Source organism: Terribacillus aidingensis (assembly GCF_040703035.1).
GTDB lineage: Bacteria > Bacillota > Bacilli > Bacillales > Amphibacillaceae > Terribacillus.
Genome location: NZ_CP159996.1, coordinates 822,069 through 844,087, shown reverse-complemented (window position 1 = coordinate 844,087; position 22,019 = coordinate 822,069). Strand labels below are relative to the sequence as shown.

The window sequence follows — 22,019 nt, the reverse complement described above, 5'->3', positions numbered from 1 at the left end:
AGTTTGATGTTCTGGCATGTTGTTTCTTATCTAGTTTTCAAGGTTCACAAGAGAGATTGATCTCTCAAAACTGAACAAACAACCAATTACGATGTCTACTACGAAGTAGTAGTTCCAATTATCCTTAGAAAGGAGGTGATCCAGCCGCACCTTCCGATACGGCTACCTTGTTACGACTTCACCCCAATCATTGATCCCACCTTCGGCGGCTGGCTCCAAAAGGTTACCTCACCGACTTCGGGTGTTACCAACTCTCGTGGTGTGACGGGCGGTGTGTACAAGGCCCGGGAACGTATTCACCGCGGCATGCTGATCCGCGATTACTAGCGATTCCGGCTTCATGCAGGCGAGTTGCAGCCTGCAATCCGAACTGAGAATGGTTTTATGGGATTCGCTTAGCCTCGCGGCTTTGCTGCCCTTTGTACCATCCATTGTAGCACGTGTGTAGCCCAGGTCATAAGGGGCATGATGATTTGACGTCATCCCCACCTTCCTCCGGTTTGTCACCGGCAGTCACTCTAGAGTGCCCAACTGAATGCTGGCAACTAGAATCAAGGGTTGCGCTCGTTGCGGGACTTAACCCAACATCTCACGACACGAGCTGACGACAACCATGCACCACCTGTCACGCTGTCCCCGAAGGGAACGCTCTGTCTCCAGAGTTGTCAGCGGATGTCAAGACCTGGTAAGGTTCTTCGCGTTGCTTCGAATTAAACCACATGCTCCACCGCTTGTGCGGGCCCCCGTCAATTCTTTTGAGTTTCAGCCTTGCGGCCGTACTCCCCAGGCGGAGTGCTTAATGCGTTAACTTCAGCACTAAGGGGCGGAAACCCCCTAACACCTAGCACTCATCGTTTACGGCGTGGACTACCAGGGTATCTAATCCTGTTTGCTCCCCACGCTTTCGCTCCTCAGCGTCAGTTACAGACCAGAGAGTCGCCTTCGCCACTGGTGTTCCTCCACATATCTACGCATTTCACCGCTACACGTGGAATTCCACTCTCCTCTTCTGCACTCAAGTTCCCCAGTTTCCAATGACCCTCCACAGTTGAGCTGTGGGCTTTCACATCAGACTTAAGAAACCGCCTACGAGCCCTTTACGCCCAATAATTCCGGACAACGCTTGCCCCCTACGTATTACCGCGGCTGCTGGCACGTAGTTAGCCGGGGCTTTCTGGTTAGGTACCGTCAAGGTACGAGCAGTTACTCTCGTACTTGTTCTTCCCTAACAACAGAGCTTTACGACCCGAAGGCCTTCATCGCTCACGCGGCGTTGCTCCGTCAGACTTTCGTCCATTGCGGAAGATTCCCTACTGCTGCCTCCCGTAGGAGTCTGGGCCGTGTCTCAGTCCCAGTGTGGCCGATCACCCTCTCAGGTCGGCTATGCATCGTCGCCTTGGTGGGCCATTACCCCGCCAACTAGCTAATGCACCGCGGGCCCATCTGTAAGTGACAGCCGAAACCGTCTTTCCATTTCCAATCAGGAGAAAGGAAATACTATCCGGTATTAGCTCCGGTTTCCCGAAGTTATCCCAGTCTTACAGGCAGGTTGCCCACGTGTTACTCACCCGTCCGCCGCTCATTCCACCAGAATCACCCCGAAGGGGTCAACTGGTTTCCTGCGCTCGACTTGCATGTATTAGGCACGCCGCCAGCGTTCGTCCTGAGCCAAGATCAAACTCTCCATGAAAGTTTTGATGCATTGCTCGTTAGAGCTGACGTTGATCTTGCGATCATGTCGTTTAGTTCGTAATTGGTTGTTTTGTTCAGTTTTCAAAGATCAATTTTGTTCCATCGCTCATTTGGCGACTAGAACATCATATCATGTTTTAACTTTCGTTGTCAACATGTATTTTTAATTCCTTGTTTGTCAGCCGTTGTTGCTCACTGGCGACGCATATAAATATAACATGCCGCCAATTCACCGTCAACACTTTTTGATAAAAAATTCAAATTCAATAACAGATATTCTGAACACAGCCAGAACAGCGTATCATAGTACCTCTCCAAATACCACATCAACACCGGTTTTTCTGAGAGGACGGCGTGCATTACACAAACTGCTGCCCTCTCATATCTTTATCATAATTCTTTGATTCGATATTCCCGATGATACAATGCCCTGCCCTTTGTTTCTGTCAGTACTGCTTCAATGATTTCCTTCTCCTCCAAATAATTGAGGAGTGCGCTCAAATCTGCTGCATATGCTTCCACTTCCGGTCTGTTTTTCAATTCCCCAAATGTCCAAGCACCATCTTTCATACGCATAACACGGAGAAGATGCTCAGCTGCAGAGTGCGATCTAGCGTTGATGGCAACATTGACGGCAAGAAGCATAAGCTGCACACGCTGATCTGTTTCTTCCTTACTTTGAATGAATTCTTCACAAAGCTTATATACTTCCGAATCTATTCTACGCACCTGATTCCAAACGGTGACTTCTGGATGATGTCCTTTTTCGATTATAGACAGCCGTGCCAAGTAATGCAGACATCGTACCATTCGCGTATAAGCATCGAGATATTGGCCACTGTCATGAAGATCCTTCGTTTCTGCATAGGAACGAATAAGCTTCGCGAATTCAATCGTCATTTTCAGCTTACGCTTTTCGTAAGGAAAACCGGCCAATTCATTTTTCAGATTCTCGATATATTCATTCCGATCAAAGACGACCTTCCCCTCGAAGATCCATTCAACTGCTCGCCGATATGTACTAGTATCAATCCAGTAATGAAGAAGCGTCTCTTCGACGATATGCATCGCAGCAATTTTCCCTTCATAACTATAATGCTTCGTAAACCATGGCTCTTCCGAATGTTTGACAATCACTAGTAGGATCACATCGAAGTTATCTGTTGTCGGGCTCACCGGCCTCGTCTTTTCTACTAAGATGATACCCAATGTATTCGGCATACTTGCACGTTCCTGATAAATCGGACGAAGAATGTTCTCCAAGGCGATCCCTCCGCAATGTAATTCTATATATTTTAGTAGTAATTCAACATATTTCCCCAAAATCCTTTTTTATCTGACAAAAGAAAAACCTTCATCACAATGTGACAAAGGCTTTTCTATCTATAGAAGAGTTCCGCTGAGGTTAATGCTTGGTTGTTTGCTGACAATCCGGGCACGTCCCGTATAATTCCAAACGATGATGGGTCACATCGAAGTTTGAAACCTGGGCAGCGAGCTTCTCTACTTCATAAAGGCTTGGATAATGGAAATCGACAATCTTGCCACATGAATCGCAAATCAAGTGGTAGTGTTCATCTGTATCACAATCGAATCGGCTGGAAGAATCTCCATATGTCAACTCTCGTACCAAACCGTTCTCACGGAATACGCGAAGGTTGTTATAGACTGTCGCTACGCTCATATTTGGAAACTTATCCTCTAGCGCTCGATATATATCATCAGCGGTAGGATGGATCTTGGAATTCAGCAAGAACTCAAGCACCGCATGACGCTGTGGTGTAATTCTGACTCCGGATTCTTTTAATCGCTCCACTGCTGCTTGTAATCTCTGTTCAGACACCGTCATGCACCTCGCTTTCACTTGTAAATAAAACATTTGTCTAAACGATGACTATTATTACATTATACTTCTTCTAAATTGTAAAGGGGTCTCCCTTACCTTGTCAATAAAAAACCATCGTTTCCTTCAAATATCCGGGACGAGCAGTACTTCTTCTGTCTTATGGAGAAGATTTGCATATCTGGCTGCAACAAATAAATAGTCCGATAAACGATTGATGAACCGCAATACTTCACCGTTCCGATTCTCCTCCATCATGGCAACGATCAATCTTTCGGATCGTCTTACGATAGTCCGCGCCTGATGCAGGGCAGCCGCGCTTGGACAGCCTCCCGGCAGAATAAATTGCTTCAGCGGCGGAAGTTCTGCTGTCCATCGATCTATCTCAGTCTCCATATCGTTTGTGTGTTTCGGCTCCAACTTCCATTGTACTTTCTTTTCAGGTGGTGTTGCGAGTTCAGCCCCGGCATGAAACAGCAATGTTTGAACACGTTGCAATGATTTCTTAAAAGCATTGTTTTCTGCCGCAAGAAGGCTAATTGCTGTCCCTATTGCAGCATTTGCTTCATCCAGTGTGCCATAAGCTTCGACACGGGGATGATCTTTCGGTACTCGTGAACCATAGATAAGCGAAGTTTCCCCCTTATCTCCTGTTTTCGTATAAATCTTCATTAGTATCCTCTGTCTAAATCAATTTTATTTATATACTGTTTTTCAGTTTCCTCATCTGTATATACCGCTAGGTTCTTTTCAAAGACATCCATTGCTCGTTCTGTATAATAAGGAGTTTTACCTGCCATATGCGGAGTTAGTATCACTCGTTCATGGTCCCAGAATGGATGATCCTCCGGAAGCGGCTCTTCCTCAAAGACATCCAGCACTGCTGCTTTTATTTTTTCTTTATTCAGGGCATCCAGCAATACATCTGTCGCTACTGCATCTCCTCGACCCATATTAAGGAATACTCCATGTTTTGGCATAAGATCAAAGTGATTCTCTTTATAGAAATACTTCGTTTCTTTCGTACTTGGAAGGATAGAAATCAGATAATCAGCATGAGGCAGAACTGTCTCAATATCTGTTTGTTTATACATCTCATCGAAATGCTCTTTCGGAGATCCGCTGCGGCTCACTCCGATTGTGTGCATGCGGAACGCTTTCCCCAAACGCGCCACTTCTTGGCCAATAGCACCAGCTCCGACAACGACAAGCTTTTTCGCGGTAATCTCATCTATCATAAGATTCTTATCCCATACATGCTGCTCCTGCTTCTTAAGGAAAGCTCGTTCATTTCGTGCAACCGCAAGGATGGACGAAATCGCATATTCCGCCATCTGAATTCGATGGATACCATTTGCATTCGTAAGCATGATACCTTTCTCGGCAATAATATCCAGCGGCAGGTAATCGACTCCTGCTGAAATTACCATGATCCACTTCAGTTTATCCGCTGTACGGAGTGATGCTTCATCCGCTCCATTTCCGCCAGTAACCAAAACTTCCGCTTCCTTCACCATTTTCTCTGTTTCTTCCTTTGAAGAACTGAAGTGGAATGTCACATCTGGATAAGAGCTTTCGAAATGCTGTTTCATTTTCTGATCTAATTTCACCGCTACTAATACTTGCATATGTATCCCCTCCAAGAAAGTTTGTTTACCTTCTTCTACTATAACTCTTTTCCATTCGGCACGAAAAGCGACATCCTTCATTAAAAAAAGCTCAGACGATAAACGCCTGAGCCAATTTTCATGTAGGGGAGGTTTCATACTGTACTATATGCACGTACGCAGCACCCAGTATAAGCATTTGTCATGGATTGAGCCCTTTCAATTCTTCCAGCACGAATAAACCATCCTTACGTATAAGTACATCATCAAAATAAATCTCTCCACCGCCGTATTCCGGGCGCTGAATAAGGACCATATCCCAATGGACAGAAGAGCTGTTGCCGTTTTCGGTTTCTTCATAGGAATCCCCCGGTGTGAAATGCAAGCTCCCAGCAATCTTTTCATCGAAGAGGATATTTCCCATCGGCTCCTTGATTACAGGGTTTAAACCTAATGCAAATTCACCGATGAAACGTGCTCCTTCGTCCGTATCCAGCACCTCATTCAGTTTATCCGTATGATCGGAAACAGCCTCGATAATCTTCCCGTCTTTGAATGTCAAAGATACATTTTGATGGACAACACCCTGGTAAGGGCTTGGCGTATTATATGTAATTGTACCATTCACACTGTCTTTAACAGGTGCGGTATATACTTCTCCATCCGGCACATTATGCGTCCCCGCACAGATAACTGCAGGAATATCTTTTATGGAAAATGCAATATCCGTTCCAGGACCAACAATACGAACTCGATCTGTCCGTTCCATCAGATCCCTCAGCGGCTGCTGCGCTTGATGCATTGCAACATAGTCGACCGTGCTTACATCAAGTACGTAATCGTAAAATTGGTCAACGTTCATTTTCGCCTTCTGCGCCGCACTAGGTGTTGGGTAGTCGAACAGTACCCATTTGAGATTAGCATGCAGATAATCATCAGAAGCCTTCATTAACTTCCCTTTTTTAACGAATTGATCACTTGGAATACCGCCAAACTCCGCATCATTTTCTTCTCCCTGGATGGCAAGAAAAGCATCGGCATCTTTAAACTGCTCTAGAAACCATTTATCCATTAAGCGGAACTGTTCATCTGGAGCATGCTCTATCATTATCCGATTTGTTTCTTCCTCTTGCCAAACAAGAAACGGAATAGCACCAAGAGTATATGCTTCCTTCAAAATTTCCTTCACAAGAGGTTTGCTGGATGGAATGGCGCTAATAATTACCTTCTCTTTTTCACCAAGCTTTAAAGAATGGGATAATAACAGCTTGGCCAATTTATTCAGACGCGGATCTTTCACAGTATCATCTCCCTTTATTTTCCATAATAACAAAAAAACGACCCAATGTATGCACATTGGATCGCAGATTTTTATTACAGGTTTTCCCGGATGAACTCCAGGGCTTCTTCCGTATGTCCATCAACCTTTACTTTACGGAATTCCTTCTGAAGATTTCCCTCTTTATCGATTATGAACGTAGAACGTTCAATCCCGTAGTATTCTTTACCGAAGTTCTTTTTCAGCTTCCAGCATTCGTAATCTTCAGCCACAGCATGGTCTACATCTGCAAGCAAAAGAAATGGCAAGTCGAATTTGTTCATGAATTTCTCATGGCTTTCAACTGGGTCAGGGCTGACTCCGATGATGACTGCATTCAAATCTGTAAATTTATCATGGTTATCACGGAAGCTGCATGCTTCTGTTGTACAGCCTGGTGTATTATCTTTTGGATAGAAGTACAGTACGATATTTTTCCCTTTGAAATCCTGCAGCGATACGATTTCCCCGTTTGTCGCCGGCAATGTGAAGCTAGGTGCTGCTTTACCAATTTCTATTGTCATGAATAGGCCTCCTCAAAATACGGATATAACCCTAGCCTATCCGATTTAGCCAAGGAGCACAACTAATCTCCTTCCCCATTCATCTTCTGCCTTACAACTGTGTGTTGCCACACTTTCAATACCAGTCCCGATGGCAGAAGGTATCCGATCAATGCTTCAATCAAAGCAAGGAAACGCCCAATTCCTACAGGAAGAATATCACCATATCCAACCGTAAGCAGCGTAACGCCGCTGAAATAGATAGAGTGCATCAAGGAACCAGCAAGAGACGAATCGATCAAGTCGCCTCCCTCTGCAAGCACGATACCTTCGATTGACAGGATAAAATAAATCAAACCGAACGCGAGCATGACACTTATATATAGAAATAACAAAGATAAAAACAAATCAACGGAAAATATCGAGGAGCCTCTTACCTCATGTTTGAAAAAAGAATACATACAGCCGATCAGGGCAAAGAATATCACAATCACCAATACAAACACCATTTCCATCCCTCCGGTCCAGCTGCAAAAGCCAGGAACTAGAGGATAAGCAAAGAATTTCTCCATGAGGAGTACACCCACTTCGTGCTTCCTTTTTATCCTTACGTTCCTAAACGGCTTTCTCCACTTTCCTAGTTAGTTATTAGTTTACGAGCGGCATGTCCCGACTATGTGCAGCAAGACGCTTTTTTCGATGGTGCGCAACGCATATGCTATACTGGATGAGAGAAATTTACGGAGGTTTACCTATATGAATAAGACCAAATCAGAACAATTACATAAAGAAGCACAGGAGCATATTGTCGGTGGCGTCAATTCCCCATCCCGTTCCTTCAAAGCAGTTGGCGGCGGTTCTCCTGTTTATATGGAAAAAGCAGAGGGTGCTTATTTCTGGGATGTAGATGGCAACAAGTACATTGACTTTCTAGCTGCATATGGCCCGATCATCACTGGACATGCACATCCGCATATTACAGAAGCCATCACAAAGGCTGCCCATAACGGCGTATTGTACGGAACACCGACCCGCCTGGAAAACCAGTTTGCGCAAATGTTGAAAGAAGCTATCCCTTCCTTGCATAAAGTCCGTTTCACTAATTCTGGTACAGAGGCTGTCATGACGACGATCCGAGTTGCCCGCGCCTATACCGGCCGCAATAAGCTGATCAAGTTTGCCGGCTGCTATCACGGACATTCTGATCCAGTACTCGTAGAAGCAGGCTCCGGTCCATCTACATTGGGAACACCTGATTCCGCTGGTGTGCCGGCATCAATCGCAGCAGACATGATCACTGTTCCATTTAATGATCCTGAAGCATTGTACGACGCTTTGGAAAAATGGGGCGATCAAATTGCCGGTATCCTTGTCGAACCGATTGTCGGCAACTTCGGTATCGTGACACCGGAGCCAGGCTTCCTTGAAAAAGTAAATGAATATGCGCATGCGAAGGGCGCACTTGTCATTTACGATGAAGTCATCACAGCATTCCGCTTCACATACGGCAGCGCCCAGCAGCTCCTTGGTGTTGAGCCGGATTTGACTGCAATGGGCAAAATCATCGGCGGCGGTCTGCCGATTGGCGCTTATGGCGGTAAAAAAGAAATCATGGATCAAGTAGCTCCGCTCGGCCCTGCTTACCAGGCTGGAACAATGGCCGGAAATCCTGCCTCTATGGCAGCTGGTATCGCTTGTCTGGAAGTACTGCAGCAGCCAGGTGTGTATGATCGCTTTGAGGAACTCGGAGCGAAACTGGAAGCTGGTATCAAGCAGCACGCTAAAGATACAGGCGTGACAATCACTGTCAATCGTTTGAAGGGTGCGCTTGCCGTGTACTTCACTGATGAGAAAGTAACCAATTATGTCCAAGCTTCCGCCTCTGACGGCGAAAAGTTCGCGCAATTCTTCCAGCTTATGCTGGAGCAAGGCATCAACTTGGCTCCTTCTAAATATGAAGCATGGTTCATCACTACAGCTCATACAGAAGAAGATATCGATCGTACATTAGAAGCTGTTAAAACAAGCTTCGAACAAATGAAATAAGGGTATGCTAAAAGGCATCAGCACTTTCGCTGATGCCTTTTTTTGGTCTGAAATATTTCTTCAGTAAATACTTTATTATCTCAGGGCATTCGTGTAACATCATAAGGTATAGTTTTTAAGGAAAGAACGGAGGATCCAAGACTATGAAACTTGGTGCCAGAATGCTTAAAACTGGCGTGGCAATCACACTTGCCTTATATGCAGCGACCTTACTTGGCTTAGCGCCGGTATTTGCTGCAATCGGAGCTGCCTTTTCGATGCGGCAGTCCGTTTATCAATCCTATATCGGACTCATGGATCAGGTGAAGGGGAATGTAGTTGGTTTGGTTGTTGCCATTGCAATGTTCTATACATTCGGAACCGAACCGATCATTATTGGTGTTTCCGCCATCCTGACAATCGGACTATGTGTAAGCCTGAAAATTCGCGAAAGCGTCATTGCGATTGTATCACTCGTTTCAGTAATGGAGAATACGAGCGATATGGATTTCCTTCCTTTCGCACTGCTGCGGTTCTCGACATTGACGTTAGGTATCCTGTCCGCTTTCTTTGTGAATCTCGTCTTTCTTCCGCCGAAGTATGAAGTCGTCCTGCTGCAGAAGATAGATCAATTCAGTACCGAGATTCTGCAATGGCTCCGAGTTGCTACCCGCAGCTGGTCCGACCAGCCGGCACTGAAGGACGAAATAAGCAGGATAGAATCAGAAATCCAGAAAATAGACGATATCTATACGCGTTTCACAGAAGAAAGAACATACACGCAAAAACAAAAACTCGTGAAGGCCCGAAAGCTAGTCGTCTTTCGTCAGCTCATCACGACCTTAAAACAATCACACGGTATCTTAAAGGAAGTCTATGACCTTGGAGATAAGATGACCGAGCTTCCGACACGCTCAAGTGACACATTCGTCGAAGAACTCGATAAAGCAATCATGTCACATGAAAAACTCATCCTGAGCGCCATGGGACGAATCAAGCACCAGCAGGAAGACAGCAATTTCCGTGAAACGCTCGATCCGGATATCCCAGCACTTGTCGACCTGCTTATCCATGTATTCGAGAACAAGGAAAACGAAGAGAAAATGCTCTTCCTGCCGCTCGCTTCCCGTCTGATGGAATATCATCGGGAACTAGACAGACTAAAGCGACTATTAAACAGCTATTTGAAATACCATAACGAGGATTCCACGGTTGTCATGCCGAAGGAATAAAGTACATCACTCAAGTGAGTGATGTACTTTTTTTATATCCATCAAAGAAAGTTATAGTATAAATGAGAGGGCCACTATTGCGCGGGCATTTAAATTACGTACAGAGCATCTTTTCAGAGACAACAAAAAAGATAGATGAGCAGGGCTCCCCTGCCACCTATCCTTTTTCAGTTGTACTCAATGTACCTGAATCCTCATCCAGATGCTGTATCTGATAAAGATTAAAGTAGTTGCCTTGTAGTGTCATCAGATCAACGTGAGATCCTTGTTCCACAATCTGTCCATCCTGTACGACCACGATTCGGTCTGCATGCGTAATTGTTGCTAGTCGATGCGCAACGATAAAGGTAGTTCGATCTGATGCAAGCTTCTCCAGTGCTTCCTGTATCAGATGTTCACTTTCCAGATCAAGCGCAGATGTTGCTTCGTCCAGAATAAGGATCGGCGGATTCTTCAAGAAAATACGCGCAATAGCAATTCGTTGTTTTTGCCCGCCAGACAGCTTAACGCCGCGTTCTCCTACGAGCGTTTCGTATCCATCGGTTAGATGCTCGATAAAGTCATGGGCATTGGCTGCTTTTGCAGCAGCAACCACCTCTTCATGCGTTGCTTCAGGTCTTCCGAGTTTGATATTCATTTCTACCGATTCACTGAATAGAATATTATCCTGCAGCACCATCCCGATCTTATCCCGTAAGGAACGGGACTGCACATCGCGGATATCTGTACCGTCAATAGTTATCCGTCCGCTCGTCACATCATAAAAACGCGGAATCAAACTGACGATAGTCGATTTACCGCCTCCGCTCATTCCGACAAAAGCGATTGTCTCTCCTTTTTTCACATCAAGCGAGATATCCTTGAGCACAAGCTCTTCACCTTCGCTATAACGGAAGGAAACATTTTCGAAAGATACATGACCATCGACCTTTGTCAGCTTATCTGCTGCCGGCTTATCTTCAATATCATATTTCTCATCAATAAATTCAAAGACCCGATCCATTGATGCGACTGCTTGCGTCAAGGTTGTAGAAGAGTTCACCAGTCGGCGGAGCGGGCTGTAAACACGATCCATGAAGCCTGCAAAGGCAACCATCGTACCTAATGTAAGATTACCTTGTATAACTTCATATGCAGCATATCCAATAACGAGCAGCGGCGCCAAGTCCGTAATCGTATTCGTTACCGCAAAGGTTTTGGCGTTCCAGGTCGTATGCTGGATGGCGCTCTCTAGAAAATTACGGTTTTGCGTATCAAACTGCTTTTGTTCATAATCCTCAAGCGCAAAGCTTCGTGTAACAGGGATGCCCTGTACTCGTTCATGCAGATGCCCCTGCACTTCGGCCAAGGCCTGCGAACGTTGCCTTGTAAGACTGCGGAGACGTTCGTAGAAATACTTGATCGCTACACCGTATACAGGAAACAGGACTATTGCCACCAGTGTGAGTGACACATCCATCGTGAACATGATGCCGACTGCAATGACAATCGTAGCCAAATCAAGCCATACATTCATTAAACCTGTCATAATGAAGTTTTTTGTCTGTTCTACGTCATTGATGACGCGGGAGATAATTTCTCCGGTTTTTGTCTGAGAATAATAGCGAAGACTAAGGCGCTGAATATGATCAAAAAGCTGGTTACGGATATCATAGAGCACCCGGTTTCCTGTCCATTGCGCCAGGTATTGCCGATAGTACTCAATCGGCGGACGTACGATGACAAAGACAATTAAAGAGCCGCCAAGCAGCCAGAACAGCCGACTCACTTTATCAGATGTCGGTAAATCCGCATTGACGACATGATCGACCACATATCCCAAAATCAATGGAATAAGCAAAGGTATCGCGAATTTAATAATACCAATAAGAATCGTGAATATAATTTTCCATTTGTACGGCTTTACAAATTGTAAATACCGTCTCGTACTGCTCAACACATATCACCTCTCTGTTGTGCACAATGATAAATCCCTGCCGCTTCCGGCAAGGATTCATAGCTTATGTTATTTATCTGTAGGTTAGGAACAGCTCATACCATGTATCGATGAAATCGGGTGAAAACGGTCCTTTTCCTTGCCTGATCCAGCTGATCAGAATGTCGACCTGGTTCCACAGGATTCGTTCGATTTCGGGAGGATAATTCATTAGACGCTTGTGTATATTGAATTCATCTTCATCCAGCAGCGTAAATGTCATATCAGGATAGATTTTGATATCCAAGTCATAATCGATATACTTCAGCGCTTCCCCATCATAAACATACGGGGAACTGATATTGCAATAATAATAAATGCCATCTGTCCGCAGCATACCGATTATATTGAACCAGTACTTCGCATGAAAATAAACAATGGCTGGTTCACGCGTGATCCACGTCCGTCCGTCGCTTTCCGTGACCATCGTCCGATCATTAGCACCAATCAGGATTTCTGCCGTACTCTTCAATACTGTGCTGCTTTCCCATACCCGATGGAGCTGGCCGTTATGCTTATAGCTGTGTATCTGAATTTTCGTTCCTGCCTCTGGGCCAGCCATGCGAATCTTCCTTCCTTTGTTATTGTCCTATGTAAGATGGTTTCTTTATATTATAAAGATATTTCAGACACAATGGAAATGAAAAACGCTGATTGTTGCCCAAGCATAGATAAAAGAGCCCTCCAGCGAGTGCTGAAGGGCTCCGTTCATACGAAAGTAACAGTTAGGACGATGTCCGTCTTTTTACTTGCGGGACTGTTGGTTTTGCTGCTGAACTTGCTGTACGTCTGTTTCAGAAGCAAATTCAGTACCGAATTGCTGGCTGGAACCGCCAGTTGCTTTCTGACGAGACTGCTGGTTCTGCTGTTGAACCTGCTGTACGTCTGTTTCAGAAGCAAATTCAGTACCGAACTGTTGGCTAGAACCACCTTGACGGGACTGCTGGTTTTGTTGTTTAACCTGATTTACATCAGTACCAGATTGTGTTTTTCTGTTCATTGTTATCACCTCCGCCACATTACTTTCTCCTGAATGTGACGTTGTTATCCAAAAAAGCGCAAAAAGAAATTGGTTTATTCTGGTACATGAACTTGCTGCAGGATTTTCTGATGCGGAACTGGAAATGGATAATCATCTATATCAGACATAGCAACAAATCTGCCCACTTCGGTTGCTTTGTCTTTTGTTTTCGCACGCAAGACAATCATCTCCCAAATAATATGGGAAAAGATATGCCGAACAGGCTGCAATGTTTCCTCTAAAATGATGTCAATCCCATATTCAAGCTTGAACCAATATACCAGCTGCTCTAAGGAAACCTCCGTCGCATCTGCCATCGGGAACTGCCACAGATTCGCAAGCAACCCGGTCTCCGGCCTTTTCTCAATGAGTATCTCTCCTTGTTCGTTCTCTACGATAACAGAGAGATACGGCATTGTCTTTTGCTTCTTGCCCTTTGATTTGATCGGGAGTTCTTCCTGCAGTCCCTGCTTGAAAGCTGTACAATGCGACTGCACTGGACATAATAAACAAGCAGGCTTTTTCGGCGTACAAATGAGCGCACCGAGTTCCATCAATCCTTGGTTGAAGGCAGAAGGATTTTCATGTGAGATCATCTCCTCAACAGCCGCTTCAAAAATCTTTCTCGCTTTCGGCTTGGCGATGTCTTCGGTTATCAATAGAATTCTGGATAGAACCCGCATGACATTCCCATCGACTGCCGGCTGCGGTATTCCGTAAGCGATACTAAGAATGGCACCCTTTGTATACGGTCCGACACCCTTAAGTTTACCCAGCTCTTCCACCGTGTTGGGCACCTTGCCGTCGTAGGCTTCTGCCACCTCACGAACGGCGTTTTGAAGATTTCGAGCTCGGGAATAGTAACCTAACCCTTCCCACGCTTTTAAAACGTCCTGCTCATCGGCTTCGGCTAATGCCTGGATTGTCGGAAAGCGCTCCATGAAACGATGAAAGTAAGGAATAACCGTATCCACCTTCGTCTGCTGGAGCATGATTTCCGAAACCCAGATCCGATAAGGATCCTGGTTTTCACGCCAAGGTAGTGTACGTTTTTCCTGCTGGAACCAATTAATCAAATCATCTTGAAATAAATCAATCGAAAAATGCTGAAACTTAACATGTAGATCGTCTAATTGCAAAATCACTCACGCTCCGTGTTACAATATTAAAAGTATTAGGTGGTTTGGTTTCATCAGAAGGAGGACATTAAGATGGACACTGGTACCCATATCGTCATGGGGATAGCCCTCGGCGGGCTTGCCACACTCGATCCTGCTGTTCACCAAGATCCTGTATTGTTCAATGCAGTACTTGCAGGCACGATCCTTGGTTCACAGGCACCCGACTTTGATACAGTACTGAAATTACGTAACAATGCTTCTTATTTACGAAACCACCGGGGAATCACGCATTCAATCCCCGCTGTCATATTATGGGGATTAGCTATTTCCCTGCTGCTGTACGTGTTAGTACCAGAAATCAACTTCCTGCATCTATGGCTTTGGACATTTGGAGCAGTTGTACTCCATGTATTTGTCGATGTTTTCAACGCATACGGCACACAGGCGTACCGGCCGTTCACCCGCCGATGGGTTGCTTACGGCTTCATTAACACATTTGATCCTTTCATCTTCACGATGCATGTGATCGGTATTGCACTTTGGCTGATTGGTCTTGAGCCAGGTCTGACCTTCTTTGTTATTTACACGATCCTTATCCTGTACTATGTGAAACGTTATTTGGATAAACGTCGGATCATCAAACAAGTGAAAGAAAAAATACCTGATGCTCAAATCATCGCTACTTCACCAACAATGAAACAAGCATTTTGGCGCGTTGCCGTCACAGCTCCCGATCGTTTTTATGTCGGGAAGGTGGAAAATTGGCAGCTCCGCATGATCGACGAATTTGAACGGAAGCCATTACCAGATAACGAGCTCATGGAGGTTGCTAGAGAGGATAAGAATATAGCGGCATTCCTCAGCTTCTCACCAGTCTTCACATGGGAAGTAAACATGTATGATGATTTCACGGAATTGCGTCTGATTGATTTGCGCTATCATAATAGCGCACAGCATTATCCATTCAAGGCTGTCGTTCAGATTGATGATAATCATCAGGTGATGAGTTCCTATACCGGGTGGATTTTTTCCGAACAGAAACTGCAGCGAAAACTGGTCACAGATGACAATCCGTCTGCATTATAAAACCTGGAGATCACTCTCTCCAGGTTTTTTATTGTTGTCTTCGTTCCATGAATAAATAATGGTACTTCGGATTACTTTCAAGGAATTCATCCAGTCTTGGACCATAATGCTGAATCCACTGACGCACAATCGCCTCTGTCATTTCCTGCCCCTGGTATTTACGGCCAGCCTTTGCGCGTGTTGCCTCAAAATCCTCCCATAGAATCTCTACCCATGTCCGAGCCTCATCTATTGTCAATCGATCGTTTTGCTGCTGCAAAAGTGCAGCAAGTTCACGGAATTTATTTTCCATTCATTTTTCATCCCTTCCATCAAAATCCCAACATATTCGTGAAAAATACGCACAAGCTATTAGCACTGCGGCGCATCCAATCCTTGCTCGAGGAGGCAGATAAAATGTCCAAGTTTGATCGTTTTTCTAAGACAGGCACCATCAATTCCGTTATTCAATCCCCCCGCACTACAGCGAAGCATGCGAATAACCAGGTGAATGGAGAAACACAGCAAACACAGACTGATATCATCATCCGTACTCAAGCAGTAAAGAAAAACCGCAGATAAAATATACCTCGGCTTTACAGCCGAGGCAATTACATAGTCGTCCTGCCGAGAACACTGATCGGTAAAGCTTCCAGCTCTTGTCCTTTTTCACTGCCCTGGCGTCGGTAGCCCCAGGCGAAGACACCATTTAGATAATCAATCGTAAACACATGCGACCGATCACCCTTGATTTCATACGTTGCACCTGGTTTGAATTCATCCGGATTCATCGTATAAGCTTTGGCCATCTGCCGTTTACGCTCAATAATCTGATATTCACTGAAGTTACCCATCTGCTCGGCCTTCTGCTGCTGAATCTTCAGCTGTTTCATTTCTTCCTTCAGTTGCTCCACTGTTAAGTCACTATAACGTAATTGCATCTTCGCACCCTGCTTTCCGCTAATAAAGGTCTTTTTCTTTCGCTTCCTCTATATACTTCTGAATCAGTTCCATCGAAAATCCCTTACGATAAAGAGCCATCTTGATTTTCTGGTTAAGCTCATAGCCTTCCGCTTTTTGCGCGTATTTGCGCAAAAGCTTATCTCCCTGATATCGGACAGCGTCCAGCTCAGCATTTGTATCCTGATCGGTATCCGAGAGTGCCAATGAAACAGCTTCCTTTGCAGCAGCACTTGAGAAGCCTTTTGAAAGCAGCTGCTGCTGTGCAAGCTGGATCTTCTCCTGATGAGATTTCTTTGCTTTAGTCTGCAGCTTCGATCCAGCAAGCTTGACAGCTTTTTCCAGCTCTTTTTCGTACGAGTAGTATGTCATCGCTTGATCTGCCGCTGCACCGGTAATACCTTTTTCCTGCAATTCCTTCCGGATGACGAGTGGACCTTTACTTGTCGTATTCACTTTCGTCCGAACAAATGCACCGGCAAAAGCTGCATCATCGGTATACCCCTGTTCTTCAAGCCTTGTCAAGGTCTCTTCGATATGTGTCGGATTTTGCTCCTTCTTCAGCAAATACGTTTTTATTTCTTTTTTGGAACGCATCCGGTAGCTTAGATATTGTAAAGCTAGGGTAAAACACTTATGTGCAGCATCTTTTTCGATAATGGACTGCAAAGCTTCCTCGGATAGTTCCTGTCCTTTGGTGATACCGCTTGTAATCAGGACATCTTCATCAAGACCGAAGCCAAACTTCTCGCCTTTACCATAGTCGAGAAAGATATTATAGCGCCCGATATTATTTTTTTGAGTTGTGATCTTCGTGATTTTCACCATTTTCGACACCTCTATGTCTTTATTCTAACACGAAATGACACCATACAAAATTGTAAGCTCACCCAATATAGAAGGAGGAAGTAATCATGAATATCGTCATTAGCGGCGGAACAGGCTTCGTCGGAAAGCAGCTGGCAGAAACATTGATTGAGAAGGGGCACCATGTCTATATTCTAACTCGATCACCAGAAAAGAAATTAGATACCAAGCAAGTCACGTATATCGGCTGGCTGAAAAAAGGTTTCAATCCCCTTTCCCAGCTGCCGGAGATTGACGCAGTCGTCAATTTGGCCGGAACTAGTCTATTCGGCAAGTGGACCAAGGAGAAAAAGGAAAATATCAGGAGCAGTAGGTTGGAAGCTACCGAAACACTTGTTGATATGATTGAAAAAATGCCGAAGAAGCCGAAAGTCTTCGTCAGCGGTTCTGCTGTTGGGTATTATGGTACGAGCGAACAGGACGCCTTCACTGAAGAAACAACGAAGCGCGGGCAGGATTTTCTGGCAGATGTGACGTATGAGTGGGAAGAAACAGCCAAGCAAGCAAAAGGAATGGGAGTCCGAACTGTACTTGCACGCTTTGGCATCGTTTTGGGTGATAAAGGAGCTCTTCCGCTCATGCAGCTGCCTTTCCGTTATTTCGCAGGCGGGAAAATAGGGAGCGGCGAGCAATGGCTTTCCTGGATCCATGTTCAAGATGCAGCGGGGCTGATTGCTTATGCAATCGAACAAGAATCAATCAAAGGACCGCTTAACGTCACTGCTCCCTCCCCGAGACGGAATAAGGATTTCAGCAAGACACTTGCCAAAACGCTGCATCGACCTTATTGGACTGCAGCACCTGCCCCGGTAATCCAGAAGGCTTTAGGTGAAATGAGTACTTTGGTGCTTGAAGGACAATGCGTATATCCAAAGAAAGCGCTCGACAACGGGTATCAATTCCGCTTCCCTGCTTTATCCGAAGCGCTTGAACAGGCTTTATAATGTTTTATGGATAACCCAACTGACTTGTGCACAATTAACGGACTTAGGTCTGTGGATAATGTGCATAAGTCTGTTTTTCGTTTATTTTACAATAACGATACTGTTGATAATGTTGTTGATAAATGATCCAATAAAATTATTAATCCTGATTCTCACTTTATCTCGAGTACTTGAGTAGATAAATTCCGTACATAAGATTAAAATAAACATAACGGTTATACGCCATTATATTAGGCTATAATGATAGAACGATAGAATTACGGAACAGCGGGCCAAAGAGGAGAGGATTGCCATGCCAGATCTACAACGCAACAAGCAGGGAAAGTTCAGCAAATTTTTCCTGAATAATAAATTTGTCATCGCGATGCTGATTCTTTTCATCATCGGGCTGAACATACTTGTTTATTCCAGCGTATCATTTATTTTCACACCCATTGTGGTCATCGTGAAAACAATCATACTGCCTATCATTTTGACTGGGGTTGTCTATTACCTGACAGTGCCGATCGTCAATTACCTAGAGAAAAAGCGAGTAAAACGCGTCTACTCCATTATCGTCCTTTACCTTGTTATCATTGGAATACTGACTATTCTCATCAGCTTGGTCATTCCTGTATTGAAGGAGCAGACATTAAGCTTGATTGAGAATAGTACCGACTATTTCGAGCAAGGGATCGATGTTGTCCAGTCCATAACAGGCAGTAACGTGGTCAATCAGATTCAAGCCTCAGGCAATTTTGATTTCAACCAAATCCTGAATGAGCTGCAGACTCGCGGTACTACCATGCTCAACAATTTGTTCTCTAACTTAACAAGCTTTGTCGGTGCAGTGACAGAAGTGATCATTGCTATCGTAACAGTGCCTTTCATCCTCTTCTATTTACTGAAGGATGGCAAGAAACTGCCAGTCTATATTTTGAAGTTACTTCCAGTACGCTTTCGCAGTCAAACATATGAAGTAATGTCAGAGATGAACCATCAAATCAGTTCCTACATACGCGGTCAGATTATCGTCAGCTTTGTCATTGGCGTCCTGCTGTATATCGGGTATTTGATCATTGGTCTTGAATACGCACCAGTACTCGCCGTCATTGCGGCGTTCACGAGTGTGGTTCCGTATCTTGGTCCAGCGATAGCCATTACACCTGCGATCATCATCGCTATTGTTACATCGCCGTTCATGCTCTTAAAGCTGATCATTGTTTGGACTGTTGTGCAGCTAGTTGAAGGAAAGTTGATCACACCACAGATAATGGGGCGGAACATTCGTGTTCACCCAATCACAATCATATTCGTTATCTTGACAGCCGGAAATCTATTCGGCGTTGTCGGCGTAATACTTGCTGTTCCGGGATATGCGATTTTGAAGGTCATCGTCACTCACACCTTCCATTGGTTCAAAAAGAGATCTCATCTATATGAGGAAACGACCAAAACCAACTAAAACAGGAGCTGCATATCGCAGCTCCTGTTTTATTATGGTTTCAATAGTACTTTGATATTATTATCGGACTTTTCATCGAATATCTTGTATGCTTCCTTCGCTTCACTGATTTTCATTGTATGCGTGATGATATCTGTCGGATCAAATACCCCTTCCTCTACCATCTGATATAGCTTCGGCATCAAATGGATAACCGGAGCCTGTCCCATTGTAAGCGTCACGTTCCGCGTGAAGAAATCACCAATTGGGAATCCATTTGCTTCTGTTCCATATACGCCAGTCAGCTGAACAGTTCCGAATTTAGCGACTGCTTCACTAGCTGTAATGATTGGCTGAATTGTACCAAATTGATTGTCATGTTCAGAACCGAATGATACACCTTCCGGCACTGTTCCATCCATACCGACACAATCAATTACAACATCAGCTCCACCATTCGTATCACTATGAAGCAAGGAACCAATTTCAGGATTATTGGAAAAGTCATATGTCTCTACATTATTCATCCGCTTAGCATGCTCCAGTCGATGCGGCACGTTATCTACTGCTATGACACGCTCTGCACCTTTCAGCCAAGCGAACTTCTGCGCCATCTGACCAATTGGACCAGCTCCCAGGATGATGACAGTATCTCCTTTTTTGACACCGCTGTTTTCTACACTCCAATAAGCTGTCGGTATGACATCGGATAGGAACACGACACTTTCGTCCTTTAATTCACTTGATTCTGGTACTTTAAAAGAAGTGAAATTAGCAAATGGTACTCTCAGATACTCTGCCTGTCCCCCGGGATAGTCACCGAACTGATCTGCAAAACCGAATAATCCACCTGCATCGGTATGCGGATTGCCGTTCGAGTTATCACATTGACTTTCCATCTGGTGGTTACAATAATAGCATTCGCCGCAGCCAATATTGAATGGGATGACAACCCGATCCCCTTTTTTTAGGTTTTTTACATCCGGTCCCACTTCTTCTACAATGCCCATCGGCTCGTGTCCAATTATATAATCCTTCTCTGGCGTGATTCCTCCATGATACAAATGCAAATCAGAACCACAGATACCAGTAGCTGTAATTCTTACGATCATATCGGTAGATTTCTCGATCGAGGGTGCCTCTACAGACTTAACTTCAATATTTTCCTTACCTTGAAAAGTGACTGCTTGCATGGTACCAATCTCCCTTATACAGTAGTTGAAGGACTATACCTTTTGCCAAATGAACCTAAACCTTTCTAAACTTTCCTCAAAAAAATGAAACCATTAGGTAACGACACACGTCTTTATAACTGAGGACGATAAAATATGTTTTCTAACAACATTACCTCCCACATATTTCTTTCGTCTCACCACACTTATTTCTAACAACAACAGAAAAGCAGGCAGCCCCCGCTGCCTGCTTTTCCCCATTTATTGACTTACTGCTTCCTCTCACCGCTTAACTTCTCTATAATAGATAAGTGAACTATTTTTATATTTCATTTTCCTCTAGTAAATTTATATCATCTTGAGTCATCTGAGCTGGAAATCCTGCGTAACCTCAGCTCTTTCTGCCAGCTGCCACATGGTGCTGTCAGCATATGAAAGGAGAGCATTATGTTCAAAGTCATCGCAATCGACTCAAACCAAGTGAAACTTGAATTCGTCGGAACGGACGGAGAAGTATACACTTTTGACACATACGAAGAAGCAGAATCCTTCATGCAGCATGTGAAGGCAAAAGATACACTACCGGAACGATACCGAGTTCTTGTAAAGAAAATCGACTGAAGTCCCCTTTCTTGCATGACAGGCAAATGTTCCTCATAATAGAAATCAGAAGGATACAAGGAGGCACACCTTATGAAATGGAACCTATCACAGCTCCTGGAGAAACGGCATGCTTACACCCCAAAAGCAAAAGCATTGCTGCAGGATAAGGAAAAATCGAAGGAGCTCCTAGCTAATGTATCAACTAAAGCAACGGACAATAAAGGAAAGCTTGCAGAAATCTGGTCAGATTTGCAGCTGATGGTGGACATGCTCCGCGATTGGCGCAAAGGTGCTTACAGCCAGCTGCCGAAAAAGTCGCTGCTTATGATTGCAGCAACCTTCCTATATTTCTTAAGCCCAATCGACTTTGTCCCGGATTTCATTCCTGGCGGATTGCTTGATGACGTTGCTCTCATCGCTTTCACCTTTAAGCAGATACAGCAGGATGTAGCCGCATATAAACAATGGAAACATCATCAGCCGATTGAAACTGGTGCTTCGTAAAAAAAAGAGTGCAACTTGCACTCTTTTTTTTACGGAGAAATTTCCCATTTTGCTTTTTCAGCAGAATCTGTTATATTTATAGATTATGAGCCCAAATTCCGTTTTGGGTCTTAGTTGTTTTTTAGATGATAAATTGATAGAATC

23 protein-coding genes and 1 rRNA gene are annotated in these 22,019 nt (G+C 44.5%); 8 read left to right on the top strand and 16 right to left on the bottom strand.

The genetic code is table 11. The annotated features are described in order from the left end of the window. Nucleotides 1–128 precede the first annotated feature (128 nt). The 8 genes from ABXS78_RS04570 to ABXS78_RS04535 form a co-directional block, all read right to left on the bottom strand. Nucleotides 129–1,690 (bottom strand): 16S ribosomal RNA (locus tag ABXS78_RS04570). A gap of 392 nt (nucleotides 1,691–2,082) precedes the next feature. After that, nucleotides 2,083–2,955, bottom strand: a complete 873-nt coding sequence (locus ABXS78_RS04565) for a nucleotidyltransferase-like protein (RefSeq protein WP_366249125.1) — start codon at nucleotides 2,953–2,955, stop codon at nucleotides 2,083–2,085. 142 nt (nucleotides 2,956–3,097) lie between these two features. Then, nucleotides 3,098–3,535 (bottom strand): peroxide-responsive transcriptional repressor PerR, encoded by a 438-nt coding sequence (perR, locus tag ABXS78_RS04560; RefSeq protein ID WP_366249124.1) that lies wholly within the window; start codon nucleotides 3,533–3,535, stop codon nucleotides 3,098–3,100. A gap of 126 nt (nucleotides 3,536–3,661) precedes the next feature. Continuing rightward, entirely contained in the window at nucleotides 3,662–4,207 is a 546-nt protein-coding gene (locus ABXS78_RS04555) for a cob(I)yrinic acid a,c-diamide adenosyltransferase (protein WP_366249123.1), read from the bottom strand. Continuing rightward, nucleotides 4,207–5,163: a D-2-hydroxyacid dehydrogenase gene (locus ABXS78_RS04550; RefSeq protein WP_366249122.1), complete on the bottom strand. Its 957-nt coding sequence runs from the start codon at nucleotides 5,161–5,163 to the stop codon at nucleotides 4,207–4,209. Before ABXS78_RS04550 ends, ABXS78_RS04555 begins: the two co-directional genes overlap by 1 nt. Before the next feature lie 181 nt (nucleotides 5,164–5,344). Beyond that, nucleotides 5,345–6,442: an aminopeptidase gene (locus tag ABXS78_RS04545; protein ID WP_366249121.1), complete on the bottom strand. Its 1,098-nt coding sequence runs from the start codon at nucleotides 6,440–6,442 to the stop codon at nucleotides 5,345–5,347. Nucleotides 6,443–6,516: 74 nt separating this feature from the next. Further along, nucleotides 6,517–6,984 carry a thioredoxin-dependent thiol peroxidase gene (gene bcp / locus ABXS78_RS04540; protein WP_366249120.1) on the bottom strand — a complete coding sequence of 156 codons (468 nt, stop codon included), beginning with the start codon at nucleotides 6,982–6,984 and terminating at the stop codon, nucleotides 6,517–6,519. A gap of 62 nt (nucleotides 6,985–7,046) precedes the next feature. Beyond that, nucleotides 7,047–7,472, bottom strand: a complete 426-nt coding sequence (locus ABXS78_RS04535; protein ID WP_366249119.1) for an ion channel — start codon at nucleotides 7,470–7,472, stop codon at nucleotides 7,047–7,049. A 247-nt stretch (nucleotides 7,473–7,719) separates the two neighbouring features. On the opposite strand from ABXS78_RS04535, the gene ABXS78_RS04530 reads away from it, so the two are divergent. Both ABXS78_RS04530 and ABXS78_RS04525 read left to right on the top strand, forming a co-directional pair. Beyond that, nucleotides 7,720–9,009, top strand: coding sequence for a glutamate-1-semialdehyde 2,1-aminomutase (locus tag ABXS78_RS04530; protein WP_366249118.1), 1,290 nt, complete (start codon nucleotides 7,720–7,722; stop codon nucleotides 9,007–9,009). Nucleotides 9,010–9,152: 143 nt separating this feature from the next. Then, nucleotides 9,153–10,220 carry an aromatic acid exporter family protein gene (locus ABXS78_RS04525; RefSeq protein ID WP_095223589.1) on the top strand — a complete coding sequence of 356 codons (1,068 nt, stop codon included), beginning with the start codon at nucleotides 9,153–9,155 and terminating at the stop codon, nucleotides 10,218–10,220. A gap of 157 nt (nucleotides 10,221–10,377) precedes the next feature. Here the strand turns inward: ABXS78_RS04525 and ABXS78_RS04520 are convergent, their stop codons facing one another. From ABXS78_RS04520 to mutY, 4 genes are all read right to left on the bottom strand, one after another. Further along, complete coding sequence (locus ABXS78_RS04520) at nucleotides 10,378–12,156, bottom strand: ABC transporter ATP-binding protein (RefSeq protein WP_366249117.1); 1,779 nt, start codon at nucleotides 12,154–12,156, stop codon at nucleotides 10,378–10,380. A 73-nt stretch (nucleotides 12,157–12,229) separates the two neighbouring features. Beyond that, entirely contained in the window at nucleotides 12,230–12,757 is a 528-nt protein-coding gene (locus ABXS78_RS04515; protein WP_366249116.1) for a DUF402 domain-containing protein, read from the bottom strand. A 183-nt stretch (nucleotides 12,758–12,940) separates the two neighbouring features. Beyond that, on the bottom strand, nucleotides 12,941–13,195 hold the full coding sequence (locus tag ABXS78_RS04510) for a gamma-type small acid-soluble spore protein (RefSeq protein ID WP_095223623.1): 255 nt from the start codon (nucleotides 13,193–13,195) through the stop codon (nucleotides 12,941–12,943). A 74-nt stretch (nucleotides 13,196–13,269) separates the two neighbouring features. Next, nucleotides 13,270–14,355, bottom strand: coding sequence for an A/G-specific adenine glycosylase (mutY, locus tag ABXS78_RS04505; protein WP_366249115.1), 1,086 nt, complete (start codon nucleotides 14,353–14,355; stop codon nucleotides 13,270–13,272). A gap of 72 nt (nucleotides 14,356–14,427) precedes the next feature. On the opposite strand from mutY, the gene ABXS78_RS04500 reads away from it, so the two are divergent. After that, complete coding sequence (locus ABXS78_RS04500; protein WP_366249114.1) at nucleotides 14,428–15,423, top strand: metal-dependent hydrolase; 996 nt, start codon at nucleotides 14,428–14,430, stop codon at nucleotides 15,421–15,423. 28 nt (nucleotides 15,424–15,451) lie between these two features. Here the strand turns inward: ABXS78_RS04500 and ABXS78_RS04495 are convergent, their stop codons facing one another. Next, nucleotides 15,452–15,715: a YfhJ family protein gene (locus ABXS78_RS04495; RefSeq protein ID WP_366249113.1), complete on the bottom strand. Its 264-nt coding sequence runs from the start codon at nucleotides 15,713–15,715 to the stop codon at nucleotides 15,452–15,454. 104 nt (nucleotides 15,716–15,819) lie between these two features. On the opposite strand from ABXS78_RS04495, the gene ABXS78_RS04490 reads away from it, so the two are divergent. Beyond that, complete coding sequence (locus ABXS78_RS04490; protein ID WP_095230634.1) at nucleotides 15,820–15,984, top strand: YpzG family protein; 165 nt, start codon at nucleotides 15,820–15,822, stop codon at nucleotides 15,982–15,984. A 29-nt stretch (nucleotides 15,985–16,013) separates the two neighbouring features. On the opposite strand, the gene ABXS78_RS04485 is transcribed toward ABXS78_RS04490, so the two are convergent. Together ABXS78_RS04485 and recX are read right to left on the bottom strand one after the other, a co-directional pair. Further along, nucleotides 16,014–16,343, bottom strand: coding sequence for a YfhH family protein (locus tag ABXS78_RS04485; protein WP_095223584.1), 330 nt, complete (start codon nucleotides 16,341–16,343; stop codon nucleotides 16,014–16,016). A gap of 19 nt (nucleotides 16,344–16,362) precedes the next feature. Further along, nucleotides 16,363–17,190 carry a recombination regulator RecX gene (recX, locus tag ABXS78_RS04480; protein WP_095223583.1) on the bottom strand — a complete coding sequence of 276 codons (828 nt, stop codon included), beginning with the start codon at nucleotides 17,188–17,190 and terminating at the stop codon, nucleotides 16,363–16,365. An 86-nt stretch (nucleotides 17,191–17,276) separates the two neighbouring features. Here recX and ABXS78_RS04475 point away from each other — a divergent pair, with 86 nt between their 5' ends. After that, nucleotides 17,277–18,173 carry a TIGR01777 family oxidoreductase gene (locus ABXS78_RS04475; RefSeq protein ID WP_366249112.1) on the top strand — a complete coding sequence of 299 codons (897 nt, stop codon included), beginning with the start codon at nucleotides 17,277–17,279 and terminating at the stop codon, nucleotides 18,171–18,173. Nucleotides 18,174–18,465: 292 nt separating this feature from the next. Continuing rightward, nucleotides 18,466–19,617: an AI-2E family transporter gene (locus ABXS78_RS04470; protein ID WP_366249111.1), complete on the top strand. Its 1,152-nt coding sequence runs from the start codon at nucleotides 18,466–18,468 to the stop codon at nucleotides 19,615–19,617. Nucleotides 19,618–19,649: 32 nt separating this feature from the next. Here the strand turns inward: ABXS78_RS04470 and ABXS78_RS04465 are convergent, their stop codons facing one another. Then, on the bottom strand, nucleotides 19,650–20,789 hold the full coding sequence (locus tag ABXS78_RS04465) for an alcohol dehydrogenase catalytic domain-containing protein (protein ID WP_366249110.1): 1,140 nt from the start codon (nucleotides 20,787–20,789) through the stop codon (nucleotides 19,650–19,652). Nucleotides 20,790–21,215: 426 nt separating this feature from the next. On the opposite strand from ABXS78_RS04465, the gene ABXS78_RS04460 reads away from it, so the two are divergent. Continuing rightward, on the top strand, nucleotides 21,216–21,389 hold the full coding sequence (locus tag ABXS78_RS04460) for a hypothetical protein (protein ID WP_366249109.1): 174 nt from the start codon (nucleotides 21,216–21,218) through the stop codon (nucleotides 21,387–21,389). Between the two features lie 72 nt (nucleotides 21,390–21,461). Further along, complete coding sequence (locus tag ABXS78_RS04455; protein WP_366249108.1) at nucleotides 21,462–21,875, top strand: YkvA family protein; 414 nt, start codon at nucleotides 21,462–21,464, stop codon at nucleotides 21,873–21,875. Nucleotides 21,876–22,019 lie beyond the last annotated feature (144 nt).